Here is a 17,506-nt window from a genome sequence, read left to right as displayed (position 1 = left end):
TATAGCATATTCTTAGAGCATTTTCTTGCAGAAGAATTCCTTTAAATTTACACTTTCATTCGCTGTACTAAGAACTAATAAAATACCATACAAGGGATTCAATCAAAAGAACTCCAAAGAGAGCAGCTAAATAAAATAATGAAAAGAAAAATGTTTTTTTCGCCATTAAAATAGTTGCTTCTTGGGTATCGGCTTTCCACAAACGATAAGAAAAATAAATAAAAATAACGCCCAGAACTGTTGAAAAAATACCATAAAAAATACCTCCCAAACCGGTAATACACGGTCCTGCTGCACATATTGCCATAAGAACAGTATAAAATAAGATCTGTTTTTTTGCTGAATTTTCACCTCGTACATTAGGCATCATAGGAATGCCCGCCGCATCATAATCAAGAGATGAAAAAAGAGAAAGAGACCAAAAATGTGGTGGAGTCCACATAAAAATGATTAAAAATAATAAAAAACTCTCAATACTCACTGACCCCGTTGCCGCAGCCCAACCAATCATTGGTGGGAAAGCTCCAGATGCACCGCCAATAACAATGTTTTGTGGCGTTCTACGCTTTAACCAAATTGTATAGATAACGACATAAAAAAAGATCGTAAATGCGAGAAAAATTGCTGAAAACCAATTAATGAAGCTCCCCATAATTAATACAGAAAATATAGAAAGAGCCATGCCAAAAATAAATGCCTTCCTAGGGCTGATTTTGCCAGTAGGTATGGGGCGATTTTTGGTACGTTCCATTACTGCATCAATGTCAGCATCATACCACATATTAAGTGCCCCTGCACTACCACCACCTATCGCAATGCACAAGATTGCTAAAAATGCATAAAAAGGATTCATACGAACAGGTGACACCAAAAGTCCAACCAGAGCTGTAAAAACAACAAGTGACATAACACGCGGTTTTAATAGCGTGATATAATCACCAATACCGGGTCTTGACGGAATTGATTTACCACCTACATCCGATAGTTTTCCTGAAACAGACATTCCACCCAAAGACCTTTCCCATTTTTGTCATCCACAAGTAAATACCCTCTAATATATAGGAATGACTAATTAATATTATAGTGTTTTGAAAACTAGGGTACCTCTCTTATACCTACCCCCTAAAAACAAACGAAAATATTTGCAACAAAAATACATTTTCTCAACACACATCATTTCTTACACCACAAACCTATCATAAAATAATGCTAAAAGCTTGGTATTCTATGACATAATATTTTTATTTTTTATTTGATTTTGTGTATATGGATTAATATATTTGGGTAAATAACGGTTTTGTGTTATAATCTCGGTTCAAGAGTTTATTTTTATGCAGAGTTATGCGTAATAGTGTAATGCTGATGTGATTAGGGTTTTCTGTGATACTTTATAAATTGCTAAAAAAAACTTTCTTTGTTGGTACTGTTATTTACACGCTTTGTAATGTTTTTACCAATCATGCTACTGCACAGATATTACATATGCAAAATGTTCCTGCTCCACAAACCTACGGTGCATGGACAAAAGTTTGTTCTCTACCGCCCGGTACACCTAATATGCAATGTGAAGTTGTACAAAATGTCCACACACAAAATCGCCATGACATTACTCTGCGTGTTACATTTTATAAACTCCCTCAAAATCAGGGTGCTTTAATGCGTGTTTTTGCTCCGAGCTACGTTGAATTACGCCCTGGTGTCGGACTTAAAATCGACGATAAAAATATGGGAAGAATAGAATATCGTCGTTGTCTTGGTGATAATTGTGTTGCTGAAGCTGTTCTCAAAGAAGACATATTACAGCTCTTTTTTAAAGGTAAAGTGGCAACTTACTTTATTTTCACAACTCCTGAGCAAGCAGTTGGAGGACTCTTTGATCTCCAGGGACTTAGTGATGCTTATGCAACCCTACAAACATAAATAAAATTCATGCATATTGGATGATAAAAACCTCATAGCATGCTTTATAACTTTCTCAAACAAAGCAAATGGAAACTTTCCAAGCACTCAGGAAAATAGGACAACCACTATGAAATCTCTGATTGACCGTTTTGATATTGCTTCATCTAAAGTGCAATCACTTGTACAAGAAACACTTTATCATGCTGATGATGGAGAACTCTACTTAGAGTATACAGAAAGTGAAACCCTTTTATTTGATAATGGACAACTTAAAAATGGTTCATTTTATCAAGATATGGGATTTGGTCTGCGCGTTGTTGCTGGAGAAGCAACTGGATATGCGCACTCTAGTGAATTATCAGCCGCTGCACTTAAACGTGCAAGTGAAGCAGCGAAAGCTGTTACCTATAATAATCATGCAGGACCTTATAGTGCAGCACCTCAACAAACAAACAAAAGACTTTATCAACCACATAATCCTCTTAATGCTCCTTCCTTTGAAGAAAAAAGTATACTTTTGCAAAAAATTGATGCCTATTTACGTGCAAAAAATGATAAATTACATCAAGTGACGGTTTCTCTTTCCGGTTCGCTGCAGCATGTTGAAATTTTACGTGCAGATGGGTATTTGGTTCGTGACATTCGTCCACTTGTGCGGCTTTCTATATCTGTGGTTGCAGCGGAAGGGAATCGGCGTGAAAATGGTTTCTATGGATGTGGGGGACGGCAAACATTCCACCAATTTGTTTGTGAAGAAAATTGGAAAAGAGCTGCCGATGAAGCCTTACGTATGGCTCTCATAAACTTAGAGGCAGAAGCAGCACCAGCAGGAACATTTGATGTTGTCTTAGCCAATGGATGGCCCGGTGTTATGCTTCATGAAGCCGTAGGCCATGGTTTGGAAGGTGATTTTAATCGTAAAAAGACGTCTGTTTTTTCCGGACTTTTGGGCCAACAAGTTGCTGCAAAAGGTGTTACAGTTGTTGATGATGGTACAATTCCCCAATGTCGTGGTTCACTCACTATCGATGATGAAGGAACCCCTTCAGGATATAACGTTCTTATTGAAGATGGAAAACTCGTTGGTTTTATGCAAGATAGGTTAAATGCTCGACTTATGGGGGTTAATCCAACCGGAAATGGACGACGTGAATCCTATGCACATGCGCCAATACCGCGGATGACTAATACAATGATGTTAGGAGGAGACAAAACACCTGAAGAGATTCTATCCTCGCTCAAAAGCGGTATCTATGCTGTTTCGTTTGGCGGAGGACAGGTTGATATTACTTCTGGAAAATTTGTCTTTGAATGTACTGAAGCTTATAGAGTAGAAAATGGTAAAATTTGTGCACCAATCAAAGGGGCAACTCTTATCGGAAACGGACCAGATGCTATGAAACGTATCACTATGATTGGCAACGATAGTAAACTTGATAATGGTATCGGTATGTGCGGAAAAGCTGGCCAAAATGTCCCTGTTGGTGTTGGACAACCTCATCTGCGAATTAACAATATGACAATTGGTGGAACAGCACTTATGACATAATAAACTTGTAACAGCATTATATTTACCATCTCCCAATTATTATATCCTTTTGTGTTAAGATAATTCATAAGAGATACATATGAGTCTTTTATTCGGTAGTTTTTATCTATATGTTGCTCCTGCTTTTGAGAGGCAAAGAAGTGCTTTTTTATCACTCATAATAAGAAAAAATAAATGAAAATTCTTATTGTATTCAGTATTCTCATTCAATCTGAAAAGAGATAAATTATCGTTATAACTCAATTTATGCGTTATTTTATAAAAAGCGAAATAAATTTGTTTTAAAAATTCCCAATAGAATTAAAAAGAGCTTTTCAACTGAAACTAAAGCTTCTGACTTGTCTTTGCTTTACACTTGCTCAAAAGTGCGATAACTTCAACATGTGGTGACCATAAAAATTGATCAATCGATATAATTTGTTCTGCTGTATAATTACTCGCAATAAGAAGAGATAAATTACGAAAAAGTGTAGCAGGATTGCACGAAATGGCCACTACACGTGGTATTGTTGTCTTAGCCAATCACGTACTTGTTTTTCTGCACCAGTGCGTGGAGAATCAAAAACAACACAATCAAAAAGCTCAAGTTCCTTCACAAAAAATGGACGACGGAAAAGATCGCGTTTTTTATAAGTTACTTTTTTAAACCTGTTGCAAAACGTGCTGCTGAATCTAAATTTGCTGATGCTGCCTTATTATTTTCTACCGCATACACATTCACCTTTTTTGCAATACGTAAAGCAAATGTTCCCATCTCTGAAAATAAATCAAGAGTATTTTTTGCTTTTTTTAGTGGTTAAAAATAATATTGCCTATGATATTTTCTGCGTCAGGCATCGCTTGGAGAAATCCACCAGCTGAAAATTCAACACAGGCATCTCCGAAGTAAATCAATGGCTTTTCTTGTTCAATCAAAACTTCACCTTCAACAGATAACCCCGTAATCCCGCATGAAAGGGCCGCACACACCATTTTCTGACGAAGTGACTCATCGTGTATAATACACCCGTTTAAAGTAACATCTAAATCATTTTCAACCTATGTTATGGTAATATGAAACCGATTTGCACGATTGCTTAAAAAGCACATGGAGTACTTAATATCATCCAGTTTAGAGGTAATCTCTGGACAACTTACGGGACATTCCTCAAAAGCAATAATTTCCCAAGAAAAATGACGGTTAAAACCAACTCTATGACCTTGCGATCATAGCTGCTGTTAAAATCATTCGCCGTCGGCTATAAGGTTTACATTCAATTAAAAGCGAAACAGCAACATCAAGTCCATATTCTTTCAATGCATCCACAACCAGCTATCGTTTCCATATGCGAATAAGCATCAGCATGCCAATGCTGCAGTACACATCCTCCACATTCGCCAAAATACCGGCCCAGAGCATCATACGTTCTGGCGATTTTTCCTTTAAGGCTACGGGTATCGCATATTTTCCATGAACAGCAATTTCAACATATTATCCTGGCAAAGTAAAAGGAGTATAAATCAAGCCATGGCATGTTTTTACGACACCGGTACCATTTGCTCCCATATGATTAATCATGATATTGTTATTTATTCTTGTTTTTCTCCGAACAACAAATATTCTAGATTACCATCACCACCTGCAATAGGTGAGGGAAGCAAACCTTTCGCACTCCAGCCCCTTTGCAAATTCAGCCAATCAAAAAGCCTCTCAGCAGTTTTTTTAGCCATTAAGGGATCTTTTAATACTCCGCCTTTACCAAGATACTTACGACCAATCTCAAATTGAGGCTTTACCAATAAAACAGCTTGAGCTCCCTTCTTGGCTAAAGACAAAACAGAAGGTAAGGCAAGTTTAAGAGAAATAAAGCTGACATCTGAGACGATGAGATCAATTTCATGACTCCCTAAATGTTCTCGTTTCAAATCTCTGATATTTAGACCTTCTAATAAGGTTATTGTACTCTTACCGGATAAACGTATATCCAATTGATGATGACCAACATCAACAGCAATAACATGCGCTGCTCCACGTTCTAAGAGAACTTGTGTAAAACCACCTGTTGATGCACCAATATCAAGAGCGGTCACTTTCTTCGTAACAATTGGAAATGCATCAAGTGCACTAATCAATTTTAATGCTGCACGTGACACATAATTCTGTGCTGGATCACAAACAATAATCTTCGCGTCATGCGAAATGATTTGCCCAGCTTTTAAAATGATTTCACCATTAACCTTAACAGTTTGGCGTGCAATGGCATCACGTGCCCGTGACCGTGTAGTAAAAAATTTTTTTTCAACTAAAAGAATATCGAGCCTTTTTCTAGCGACCATTTCATACTCAAATTTTCTGTATTGTCCTAATCTCGCGTCCTAAAGCAGTAAAAACTGTATCGATAATACCAACAGCATCAAGCCCTATACGTGAAAGGACTTTCTCTGGTGAACCGTGACTCAAATATTCATCAGGAAATTTTAATGTGCGGACTTTCAAACAATGTTCTAAGAGTCCTTCTTGCGCCAAAAATTGTAATAAGTGTGCTCCAAATCCGCCTATTGCACCTTCTTCAATTGTCACTAATACTTCATGCTCACGTGCCAAACGACGCATCAAATCCTTATCCAGAGGCTTCGCAAACCGTGCATCTGCAACCGTTGTAGATAATCCTTCTGCAGCCAACGTATCAGCAGCAACCAATACTTCCGACATCCGCGTTCCAAAACACACCAAAGCTATCCTGTTTCCCTCACGCAGAACACGCCCTTTGCCAATCTCTATTAACTCACCGCGCTGTGGTAAATCCATGCCAACACCTTGACCACGCGGATAACGAAAAGAAATTGGTCCCTGGTCATAAGCTGCAGCAGTACGCACCATATGCATCAGTTCGACTTCATCAGAAGGTGCCATAACCACAAATTCAGGAAGCGTGGTTAAAAAAACAATATCAAAACTACCAGCGTGTGTCGCACCATCTGCACCCACAAAACCTGCGCGATCAATCGCAAAGCGCACGGGTAACTTTTGAATCGATACATCATGAATAATCTGATCATAAGCACGCTGTAGAAAAGTAGAATAAATCGCAACAAAAGGCTTATAACCTTCACAAGAAAGTCCTGCCGCAAAAGTTACTGCATGCTGTTCAGCAATTCCAACATCAAACATTCTTTCAGGAAACTTTTCAGCAAAAGCATCAAGGCCTGTCCCCGTTGACATAGCCGCTGTTATACCAACAATCTTATCATCATGGCAGGATTCTTCTATTAAAGCCTTAGAAAAGACCTTCGTATAAGGAAGAACATTGCTTTGTATTTTAACCTGTTTACCTGTTGTAATATCAAAACGATTTACACCATGATATTTATCAGATGACACTTCCGCAGGTGCATACCCTTTACCCTTATGTGTAACCACATGCACCAAAACAGGACCACAAGGATATTCGCGAACATTTTTTAAAACAGGCAATAAATGCTTTAAATTATGCCCATCTATTGGTCCAACATAGTAAAAGCCAAGCTCTTCAAACAAGGTCCCACCAACCAAAAGGCCACGCGCAAATTCTTCTGAAAGACGTGCTTTATCTAAAAAGAATTTAGGTAATTTTTCGCCTAGGACCTTTACCCGTTCACGCAAACTACGGTAAGAAGGACGGGAAACCAATCGTGCAAGATGCGCACTCATAGCACCGGTAGGTGGTGCAATAGACATATCGTTATCATTAAGAATAACAATCAAACGCGCATCTAAAGCACCAGCATTATTCATCGCTTCATAAGCCATACCAGCAGACATAGCACCATCACCAATGACAGCAATGATGTTGCGCCTTTCCTCTGATTTTAAAGCACTAGCCACTGCCATGCCAAGACCAGCTGAAATAGAAGTAGAAGAATGACCCGCACCAAATGGATCATACACACTTTCTGAACGCTTCGTAAAACCTGATAATCCACCCTCCTGACGCAATGTACGAATTCTCTCTCTACGCCCCGTTAAAATTTTATGTGGATAGGTTTGATGGCCAACATCCCAAATAATCCTATCCTCTGGCGTATTAAAAACATAATGTAATGCAACAGTGAGCTCAACAACACCAAGCCCTGCACCAAGATGACCACCTGTTACGGAAACCGCATCAATTGTTTCCGTTCGCAACTCATTGGCTAATCTTACCAAATCAGACTCAGGCAGTGTCCGCAAATCATGTGGTAAACGAATACGGTCAAGTAATGGTGTCAATGTCCGTGACAAAAAAAACTCCTTATTATTACATCGTCAAGAGAGTGAAATGGTAAGAATACACCTACTCTTCTCTTTTGTTTATAGTTTTGCATATTTCCATTGAAAAATATTCTCTTATCGGTGACGATTGATGATTTTTACTCACTTATTTCATAAAAAAAACCGATAAAACACACTATATTAAAATCAATTACGACATCTCCCATCTTGCAATAAATATCACCCAATGACTCAATATTATTCAGAATCAAGAGGCTCTACGCCTTCCGGACATCCCTCTTCTGAAAGCTGAATTTTTTCAACTTTGGCTTCAGCTACTTTCAAGAGTTTCTCACAATGTTTTTTGAGAGCTTCACCACGCTCATAAATATCAATTGATTGTTCTAAAGGAACATCCCCACGTTCCAGCTTCTCGACAATATCTTCAAGCTGCTTAAGTGCTTCCTCAAAGCTCAATACTGTAATATCCCCCTTTTTTAGCTCTTGTTTCATACAATCCTCACAACGCATCTATTTTGGATATACGAATTCCAAAACCTTCTAAATCTGTATAATGGCGCTCTTTAGGAGCACATACAATAACAGAACTGATTCCTAAATTTTTCAAAATTTGTGATCCTAAACCAACTTGGAGCCATTCTTCTTCGCGTTCGATTGCCTGCACATGCTTCTCCGAACCTTCTTGTATAATCCTCTGAATGCCTGCAGCTGATTGTACATTAACAGATTCTGCACGCAAATAAACAAACACACCACGCTTTGCTTTTTCCATCATACGTTGCATGATAGCTGTAATATCTGGAAATTGCCCAAAAATATCATTCAAAATATTTTCGCGATGCAAACACACAGGAATATCCTCACCATCAGAGATATCGCCAAAAATAATTGCGATATGCTGGACTGCTTCCCAAGGAAGTTGATAACTTTGCACAACAGCTGGGCCTATTGATGTTTCGATAGGCATTTCTCCAACATGCCTGATCAAGATTTCTTTACGTTGGCGATAAGCAATCAAATCGGCAACTGTTATTATATGCAAACGATTGTCCTGTGCAAATTTTGTAATCTCATCTCCATGTTTAACGCTCCCATCATCATTGACCAATTCACCAATAACACCAACAGGGGGCAAACCAACTAATTTACATAAATCGACAGCTGCTTCCGTGTGACCTGAACGCGTAAGAACCCCTCCTTCATGCGCAATTAAAGGAAAAATATGTCCAGGACGAACAAAATCGTTTGGGCCAGCATTCGAATTAGCAAGATTACGCACCGCTAATGTACGATCGTGTGCTGAAATCCCCGTTGTTATTCCATGTTTAAAATCAACAGTCATAGTAAACTGGGTACGATACGCAGAATCATTATCTGGCACCATAGGAGTAAGATGAAGCCGTTGTGCTTCTTTTTTTGGCATAGGAGCGCAAACAATACCTGTTGTATGACGAATGATAAATGCCATCTTTTCTTCTGTACAATGGGCAGCAGCAACCGTTAAATCACCTTCATTTTCACGGTCATTATCATCGATAACCACAACAATTTCACCACGCTCAAAAGCTTGAAGTGCTGAAATAATTTTTTTTTCATCATACGCCATTATTGTTACCTTTTAAATTATCCGACCTGACCGCGATGTCTTAGATAATGATCAGCAATAGCACAAGCAACCATTGCTTCACCAACAGGAACAGCACGAATCCCAACGCAGGGATCATGACGTCCCTTCGTTACAATGTTTACATTATTACCATCAATATCAATTGAACGACGAGGTATTAAAATTGATGAAGTAGGTTTCACAGCAAAACGTGCAATTATTGGTTGTCCACTCGATATTCCACCTAAAATACCGCCTGCGTGATTGGATAAAAAGAGTGGTTTGCCATCGCTTCCCATCCGCATTTCATCTGCATTTTCTTCTCCCCTCAAGCGAGCTGCTGCAAAACCATCTCCTATTTCAACACCCTTCACCGCATTAATCGACATGAGCAACGATGCAATAGCCTGATCAAGTTTTGCATAAATAGGTGCCCCTAAACCTGCAGGAACATTTTCCGCAATAATCTCAACAACAGCACCAACAGATGAACCATCTTTACGGACCTTATCTATATAATCACCAAAAACCTGTACCATCTCTGCATCAGGTGTAAAAAAAGGATTTTTATCAACCTCTGACCAGTCCCAATGATCGCGGTTAATTGTATGCGGACCAATTGCTATCACAGCTCCCCGTACAATCAAACCAGGAATCACTTTACGAGCGATAGCACCTGCCGCAACACGTGCTGCCGTCTCACGTGCTGAAGCACGCCCACCACCTCGAAAATCCCGAATGCCATATTTAATGTCATAAGTATAATCTGCATGACCAGGACGATACTGATGAGCAATCGAACCATAATCTTTAGAACGCTGATCGATATTTCGAATCAAGAGAGAAATTGGTGTCCCCATTGTAACCAATGTTGTTCCATCGTCCTGAACAATAGTCCCTGAAAGTATTTCTACTTTATCAAACTCTTGTCGCTGTGTTGTATATTTTGATTGTCCTGGTCTGCGTTTATCAAGATAAGCTTGAACTTCTGCAACAGTGAAAGCAATCCCTGGAGGGCAACCATCGATGACACAACCAAGAGCACTACCATGACTTTCACCCCATGTCGTTACACGAAATAAATGACCAAATGTATTATGCGACATGAAAAATGCCCCGTTTCTCCGTCAAATACACACAACTACAGCCTCTGTCGCGTTGCACATAAACAGAGACTCCGCCCCCAAAGATAATTGGCCGTTCTAAATCCGGTCAAACCACCGTTATCGAAAAAGCTTTGTAAAATAAACTTTATTCTTTAACGACGGATATATCTGGTGCATCAACAGCTTTCATACCTATGATATTATAACCTGAATCCACATGGTGCACCTCACCCGTAACAGAACGAGACAAATCTGAAAGAAAGTAAAGAGCAGAATCACCCACTTCTTCAATTGTCACCGTACGACGTAAGGGAGCGTTATATTCATTCCATTTTAAAATATAACGAAAATCACCAATGCCAGAGGCAGCTAACGTCTTGATCGGTCCAGCAGATATAGCATTAACACGAATACGCTTAGGACCTAAATCTACTGCTAGGTATTTCACGCTTGCTTCAAGAGCCGCTTTTGCAACTCCCATCACATTATAATTGGGAACGACCTTTTCTGCACCATAATAGCTTAGCGTTAGAATTGAACCACCATCTAACATCAATTTTTCTGCACGCTTTGCCAAAGCCGTTAAGGAATAAACGGAAATATTCATGGTCATCATAAAATTTGATTCGCTAATATCAATATAACGGCCGCTTAATTCATCTTTATCAGAAAAACCAATAGCATGAACTAAAAAATCAAGTTTTTCCCATTTTTTCTCTATGACTTTAAAAACTGCATCAATGGATGCACTATCAGAAACATCACAATGACCGCAAACTAACCCTTTTACTTCCTCAGCCAAAGGCTCAACACGCTTTTTCATCGCCTCACCTTGATAGGTGAAAGCAAGCTCTGCTCCCGCAACACTCGCAGCTTTTGCTATCCCCCAAGCGATAGAGCGATTATTGGCCAATCCCAAAATTAAACCACGCTTGCCGTACAATAAACCATTACCTTTAGCCATTAGCACTGCCCCATTGTTACTTAAAATGAATATTATTTATCTGCCTATGGCATAGGTCAACTTTTTCTTCAAGTAATTGGTTTAGAATCAAAAACAAAAACTACGTCTTATAGAACTTGAAAGTTAACTTCTTTGTATCTGCAAGAATTGTTCTAACCCAGCGTCTCCACCTTCCGGCAACATAATACGAACATGCACATAAAGATCGTCTCTTTTACCATTTTTTAAACGAAGACCTTTCCCTTTCAACCGTAAAACACGATCAGAACTTGACCAAGCAGGAATAGTTAGAACCACACGCCCCTCTAAAGTCTGAACTTCTTCTTTTGCTCCCAGAACAGCATGTTTCAGAGAAACAGGTAAATCAAGATGAAGTGCCCTACCTTCAACTCGTAAACGAGGATGTTTTTGAATCTGAATGGTCACTAAAGCATCTCCCGATTGCCCATAAGCCACTTCTTCGCCCTGACCTTTTAAACGAATAGTTTGACCATCTTCAACATAATCTGGAAGCTTAATTTTTAACCTTTTTCCATTAGGAAAAACAGCTTCCACCCTTTCGGCGCCAACCATTTGCTCCAATGTGATAGAAAGATTGGCATGAACATGCGCCCCTTGTTGAGGTCGATTATACCGTGTAGAATTTGAAAAGCCTCCTCCCCTTCCAAACAGGTCACGAAAAATATCACTCGCATCAAAACCTGCACCACCTGCAGAACCAAAATCAAAACCTTTTGCACCTCCTGAAAAAGGATTATGACTATTGCTAAAATTTTCACCGGCACCATAAGCTTGATAAAGGGGTTTTCCTTCCATATCAATTTCACCGCGGTCAAACTGTGCCCTTTTGTCTTTATCACCTATAATTTCATAAGCTTGATTAATTTCAGAAAACTTCTCTTTAGCTCTTGCATCATCTATATTATGATCTGGATGATACTTCTTTGCTAATTTTCTAAATGCCGATTTAATCTCTTGCGATTTTGCGGTACGTGCCACACCCAAAATCGCGTACGGATCACGCATATTGTCCTCTTTTCAATTTTTTCGTTTTTAAAATATTAACTGATATGTTGTTCAATATCCCTCACAGTTCTATTAGCCTATTGTAAAGAACGATTTTTCTCCCTTTTATATGTCTATCAAGAAACTAAAATACCAGATAGAATAGATATTTTATTTAATATAGTTTGTTGCATTCTATGCTAAAAACAAAGATAGTTAAAATACCATAAATAAAAAAAACAGCACTTTATTTCTTGATAACAAAGTAAATTAAAGAGCTTTCCATTCATACTCACTGATATTTGGAGATCCCATGAACAATACAGTACAAACAGACAATGACTTTATGCAAATGCAAAAACCTTTTGCACTTTTTGCAAAGTGGCTTGAAGAGGCAACAGTAAGTGAAATAAATGATCCTAATGCTATGGCATTAGCAACAGTTGATGAAACGGGCTTGCCTAACGTCCGTATGGTTCTTCTCAAAGATTACAGTGCTCAAGGCTTCGTCTTCTATACCAATTATGAAAGCCAAAAAGGACAAGAAATTTTAAAATCAATGAAAGCGTCTTTAGGTTTTCATTGGAAATCGCTTCGTCGCCAGGTCAGAATTCGCGGTATTGTTGAAAAGGTCACTACTCAAGAAGCAGATGCGTATTTCCAATCACGACCACGGGGTAGTCGAATTGGCGCATGGGCATCCAAACAATCGCGACCATTGGAAAACCGTTTTGTCCTCGAAAAAGCAATTGCTCAATATACTGCACGTTATGCGACAGGGAATATCCCGCGTCCACCTTATTGGTCTGGTTTTCGGGTTAAACCATTTTCTATTGAATTCTGGCGTGATCGACCATTTCGTTTACATGACCGCTTACTTTTTACACGCATTTCTATTGAACACGATGATTGGCAAAAGCAAAAACTTTACCCCTAATTCTCCAAAATTTAACATGATGAAGACTTTTTCCAACAATTAAAAAACTCTTTGCTAAATTAAAGGAGTAGATCACTCAATTCAATTTAAACAAGATAATTATACCTTCACTATGATTTTTTTATAATAATCTTTTTTCTCCCGCACATTTTGAAAAAAAATATAGTTATAAAGATTTATTTTAAACGAAAAGTCCGTATTCAGTAGACTCTTAGTAAAATAATCAGCAATATTTAAACGGGGTACAGAAGAAGAAAACAATCTTGTAGATTTCAACCCTGATGACATAATTGAAAAAGTATAATTTGTATTAAGAAAAAAGTGGTTGATTTTTCTATCATCGTGCAGATCTATTTCAATTCTAACCTAGATAAATTATTAAAATTCGAAACAATTGCAATATTGTATAGAAAGAAATTTCTGAGGATAGCATAAAAAGGCTTAACCATAGAATGCAAACAGCGTATGAAATTAAAGTTCAAAATAAGAAATTTTAAAAACAATGAAGTATCCATAGGTTTTTATTTCCTTTATTTTCAACACCAAACAAAACATGATTTTATTCCTTGGAATATTTTTCATTAAACTGTAGGATAAACTATCATCCATATACCACCGCATACTAAACCAGCAAAAACCACAAAACCAATAAATGAATTCGATTTGAAAAGCTTTAAGCATTTTGAACTGTCATCTATATCAATGATTTTAATTTGAATAAACATATGGATACTTGCCACCAAAATCCCCAAAAAACTAACAATTGGGACATTTGCCAAATAAAACGCTAAGCTGACCAGCACTATAAAGCCACTGTAGAGAAACACCAAAGCTCGCTTAGTACCCTTACCAAACAGAAGTGCCGTAGAACGTACACCAACCGTAGCATCATCCTCTTTATCTTGATGCGCGTAAATTGTATCATACCCTATCGTCCACAAGATGGATCCTCCATAAAGCAAAATCGGTGCCCAACTCAGACTTCCATACACAACTGCCCATCCCATTAATGCCCCCCAGTTAAATGCGATACCTAAAAAAAACTGCGGCCAATATGTTACGCGTTTCATAAAAGGATAAAAGGCAACCGCTATCAATGATGAAATGCCTAGCAAAAAACTGTATCTATTAAATTGCGATAAAACACATAAACCAACTAAACATTGCACCAATACAAAAACTTTTGCTTGAAAACGACTCACATGACCTGTTGGCAATGGGCGAGAACGTGTTCTCTCCACCTGAGAATCAATTTTATGGTCAATAAGATCATTCCAAGTACACCCCGCACCCCGCATAGCTATAGAACCTAGAAAAAAAAGAAATAAATACCAAAACCAATGAAAAAGCATTGATAAAAAAGGCAATTGGGGTACTTCATAAGAGAGAAAGGCCATTGTTGTTGACCAAAAACAAGGCCACATCAACAGTTGCCATCCAATAGGCCGATCCCAACGTGCCAATTGAGCATAAAACCACAAAGAAGAAGGAAGAAAATGGTAGACCCACTGTTTAGAGGATGCATCCATAACCCGCCCCTGATGCTCACAGGATTGAATATGTGCAATATTTTTATTTTTTTTCATCAAATAATACCTTTGATCTTGCGATAGAGATATTGCATTCTTATGACAAGAACAACTATTTAATCATCTTCTATAATAGGAGCAAAGCAATGAACATCCTTCTTATCGGCTCAGGCGGACGAGAACATGCTTTAGCATGGAAAATAGCAGCGTCACCACTGCTAACAAAATTATATTGTGCTCCTGGAAATCCTGCAACGATGGAACTTGGAGAAAATATCGACTTAAACATTGATGATCATCCTACCATCATTGAATTTTGTAAAACACATTTTATTGACCTCGTAGTTGTTGGACCAGAAGCACCACTCGTTGCTGGTATAACAGACTCCCTTAACAGAGCTAATATCTGTGTATTTGGACCGACTCAAAAAGCTGCTCAGCTAGAAGGTTCCAAAGCTTTCACAAAAGATTTATGCTACAAAAATAACATTCCGACAGGAACTTACCAATGCTTTAATGATTCTGTAAAAGCCAAAGCTTACATTCGTCAACAAGGTGCTCCCATTGTCATTAAAGCTGATGGCTTAGCTGCCGGTAAAGGCGTGGTTGTTGCAACAACAATAGAAGAGGCATTTAGTGCAGTTGACGCCTGCTTCGAAAGCGCCTTTGGTGATGCAGGACAAAAAATTGTTGTAGAATCTTTTCTTGAAGGTGAAGAAGTAAGCTTCTTTTGCCTTTGTGATGGTAAAATTGCTCTTCCCTTTGGATCAGCACAAGATCATAAACGTGTAGGAGATGGTGATACTGGAGCAAATACTGGTGGAATGGGAGCTTATTCACCAGCTCCTATCATGACCAAAGAAATGACTAATCGTACCCTTAAAGAAATTATTGAACCAGCTCTACAGAGTATGAGCGCTATGGGAGCTCCCTTTAAAGGTGTTCTTTTTGCTGGATTGATGATAACGCAAAAAGGACCTGAACTCATCGAATTTAACGTACGATTTGGTGATCCTGAATGTCAAGTTTTAATGATGCGTCTTAAAGATGATATTCTTCCTCTTCTTTTCGCTGCAACTCAAGGAAATCTTGCACAAAGAAATCTTCGATGGTCTGAAAAAACCGCTTTGACTGTTGTTATGGCTGCCAAAGGTTACCCTGGCTCTCCCCAAAAAGGTACTGTTATCCGTAATCTCGATAAGGTAGATGCTCTCCCTGATGTGAAGGTTTTTCAAGCCGGCACCACATTACGCAATGGAGAACTCATTGCTAATGGAGGACGCGTTCTCAATATAACAGCAACAGGAGAAACTGTTATGCAGGCACAAAAACATGCCTATGAAGCTGTTGATTGTATTGATTGGCCCGAAGGCTTTGTCCGCCGCGATATTGGATGGAGAGCCATAGCACGAAAAAACCAAACCCTTTGAGCGTTCCTTTTTTATGGTTTTAATCCTTTTACGTAATAGCATAATGCACAAATCTACTGACTTTTCATATTTCTCGTTATTCCAGAAAAAAGAGCGAATTCTTTTCTGAAAAATAAAATACCATGAATAAGTTATTCACGCCCACCATAAAACGGATAAAATAAAAAAATTCTGGCTATAAAAATTGTAATCATGCAGTTATCTTATTGCTATATTTGTTTAAAAAATTTATTTGTTCACCGTTTTTGCTTCTTCAAATTGAATAGATTTCGCTGCAAGAATACAGCGTTTCGATATACCCATTGACAAATAAATTGTTACTTACGCAGGCTTAAAAATAAATATCATCTCCTATTATTGCCTTTGCATAGCGAAAACCCTGAATTTTTTCTCTTATAACTGCTCAATACTTTAATGATGCCATAAAATCAAAGTTTCTATTTGTTAATAATGGTGTTTCTATTATTTTAAGATAATAGCTTAGCTGTCTTAGAAAAAAGGCATTGCTGTGAAAACCACAATGGAAGAAAATATCTAACGCAAGTGCTTGCTGCAAATTTATCTTGTGAAATAAAATTCTCATTACAGTCAATAAAATGCAAAATAAACGCGTTTAGTAACACAACAGAAAAAAATGAATGTACGTCATGGTTTCTGTGACACAACCCGATTCGCAATCATCAATCGTAAACCCAACGGATTGTTATAACGAATTGAAAAGCGCTTTTGTTTAGAATGCAGCGTTGTACAAAAAAATCGACGTAAATCAGAACGATCTTTGACAACCATGATACGATTATCTTCATTGACCATAAGCATAGGAAGATCATAAGTATCTGCCCATAATCGCCAATCTAGAAGAATATTATTTAAATCCCTAGAAACTAAAAGTGGGATGCATGCTTCTTCATCTCTATGTAGCAGTTCTAATGCAACGGCTCTCTCTCCCGAATGCGTTTTTACAGTACGTGCCACAATTCCTTTGAAATGATAAGACGGTACTAAACGTGATAAGCTTGAAGGAGTATCTATTTTTAAAAAAACACCGCGCTCACTTAACGAACAAATTATTTGATTGCCCGTTTTTGACGAAAAATACGCTGTTGTTTGTGGCAAATGGCACGGATCTAAACGAAATTCAAGCACCGCTTTTGCCTGATTAAAGCATTGATTAGCCATATACAGTGTCCCAATTTATCTTAATAATATACACCATTTAACAGCTTTTCTTCATTGAATTATTAAAA

General features: G+C 38.2%; 14 protein-coding genes and 1 pseudogene. 4 read left to right on the top strand and 11 right to left on the bottom strand.

Annotated elements, in window-relative coordinates; translation table 11 throughout:
- Nucleotides 1-67 precede the first annotated feature (67 nt).
- On the bottom strand, nt 68-1,003 hold the full coding sequence (cyoE, locus tag J7R07_RS01365; RefSeq protein ID WP_208435140.1) for a heme o synthase: 936 nt from the start codon (nt 1,001-1,003) through the stop codon (nt 68-70).
- Nucleotides 1,004-1,380: 377 nt separating this feature from the next.
- Between cyoE and J7R07_RS01360 the strand changes: the two genes are divergently transcribed.
- Together J7R07_RS01360 and tldD are read left to right on the top strand one after the other, a co-directional pair.
- On the top strand, nt 1,381-1,920 hold the full coding sequence (locus J7R07_RS01360) for an invasion associated locus B family protein (protein WP_208435139.1): 540 nt from the start codon (nt 1,381-1,383) through the stop codon (nt 1,918-1,920).
- Between the two features lie 109 nt (nt 1,921-2,029).
- The gene (tldD, locus tag J7R07_RS01355; RefSeq protein ID WP_208435138.1) at nt 2,030-3,451 is read left to right on the top strand and encodes a metalloprotease TldD; all 1,422 of its coding nucleotides are present in this window, start codon (nt 2,030-2,032) and stop codon (nt 3,449-3,451) included.
- A 324-nt stretch (nt 3,452-3,775) separates the two neighbouring features.
- Here tldD and J7R07_RS01350 read toward each other — a convergent pair.
- The 8 genes and pseudogenes from J7R07_RS01350 to J7R07_RS01315 all read right to left on the bottom strand — a co-directional run bounded on the left by J7R07_RS01350 (nt 3,776) and on the right by J7R07_RS01315 (nt 12,384).
- Nucleotides 3,776-5,024 (bottom strand): annotated as a pseudogene (locus tag J7R07_RS01350) (class I SAM-dependent RNA methyltransferase).
- Nucleotides 5,021-5,767, bottom strand: a complete 747-nt coding sequence (locus J7R07_RS01345; RefSeq protein ID WP_208435137.1) for a TlyA family RNA methyltransferase — start codon at nt 5,765-5,767, stop codon at nt 5,021-5,023. The pseudogene J7R07_RS01350 and the gene J7R07_RS01345 overlap by 4 nt, the downstream one beginning before the upstream one ends.
- A 7-nt stretch (nt 5,768-5,774) precedes the next feature.
- Complete coding sequence (gene dxs / locus J7R07_RS01340; protein WP_208435136.1) at nt 5,775-7,691, bottom strand: 1-deoxy-D-xylulose-5-phosphate synthase; 1,917 nt, start codon at nt 7,689-7,691, stop codon at nt 5,775-5,777.
- Between the two features lie 228 nt (nt 7,692-7,919).
- Nucleotides 7,920-8,174: an exodeoxyribonuclease VII small subunit gene (locus J7R07_RS01335; protein ID WP_208435135.1), complete on the bottom strand. Its 255-nt coding sequence runs from the start codon at nt 8,172-8,174 to the stop codon at nt 7,920-7,922.
- Nucleotides 8,175-8,181: 7 nt separating this feature from the next.
- Nucleotides 8,182-9,288: a 3,4-dihydroxy-2-butanone-4-phosphate synthase gene (gene ribB, locus J7R07_RS01330; RefSeq protein WP_208435134.1), complete on the bottom strand. Its 1,107-nt coding sequence runs from the start codon at nt 9,286-9,288 to the stop codon at nt 8,182-8,184.
- Between the two features lie 17 nt (nt 9,289-9,305).
- Nucleotides 9,306-10,394, bottom strand: coding sequence for a chorismate synthase (gene aroC, locus J7R07_RS01325; protein ID WP_208435133.1), 1,089 nt, complete (start codon nt 10,392-10,394; stop codon nt 9,306-9,308).
- Between the two features lie 145 nt (nt 10,395-10,539).
- The gene (gene fabI, locus J7R07_RS01320; RefSeq protein WP_208435132.1) at nt 10,540-11,358 is read right to left on the bottom strand and encodes an enoyl-ACP reductase FabI; all 819 of its coding nucleotides are present in this window, start codon (nt 11,356-11,358) and stop codon (nt 10,540-10,542) included.
- 123 nt (nt 11,359-11,481) lie between these two features.
- Entirely contained in the window at nt 11,482-12,384 is a 903-nt protein-coding gene (locus J7R07_RS01315; protein ID WP_208435131.1) for a DnaJ C-terminal domain-containing protein, read from the bottom strand.
- 292 nt (nt 12,385-12,676) lie between these two features.
- Between J7R07_RS01315 and pdxH the strand changes: the two genes are divergently transcribed.
- A complete protein-coding gene (gene pdxH, locus J7R07_RS01310; protein WP_208435130.1) occupies nt 12,677-13,300 on the top strand; it encodes a pyridoxamine 5'-phosphate oxidase in 624 nt (207 codons plus the stop codon).
- A 581-nt stretch (nt 13,301-13,881) separates the two neighbouring features.
- Here pdxH and ubiA read toward each other — a convergent pair.
- Nucleotides 13,882-14,886 carry a 4-hydroxybenzoate octaprenyltransferase gene (gene ubiA, locus J7R07_RS01305; protein ID WP_208435129.1) on the bottom strand — a complete coding sequence of 335 codons (1,005 nt, stop codon included), beginning with the start codon at nt 14,884-14,886 and terminating at the stop codon, nt 13,882-13,884.
- Nucleotides 14,887-14,975: 89 nt separating this feature from the next.
- Between ubiA and purD the strand changes: the two genes are divergently transcribed.
- Complete coding sequence (purD, locus tag J7R07_RS01300; RefSeq protein ID WP_208435128.1) at nt 14,976-16,259, top strand: phosphoribosylamine--glycine ligase; 1,284 nt, start codon at nt 14,976-14,978, stop codon at nt 16,257-16,259.
- Between the two features lie 645 nt (nt 16,260-16,904).
- On the opposite strand, the gene J7R07_RS01295 is transcribed toward purD, so the two are convergent.
- Nucleotides 16,905-17,438 carry a DUF6101 family protein gene (locus J7R07_RS01295; RefSeq protein ID WP_208435127.1) on the bottom strand — a complete coding sequence of 178 codons (534 nt, stop codon included), beginning with the start codon at nt 17,436-17,438 and terminating at the stop codon, nt 16,905-16,907.
- Between the last annotated feature and the right edge of the window lie 68 nt (nt 17,439-17,506).

The organism is Bartonella phoceensis, from assembly GCF_902825145.1.
Lineage (GTDB): Bacteria > Pseudomonadota > Alphaproteobacteria > Rhizobiales > Rhizobiaceae > Bartonella > Bartonella phoceensis.
The sequence above is the reverse complement of the archived record's forward strand: the minus strand, read 5'-3'. Positions and strand labels throughout refer to the sequence as shown.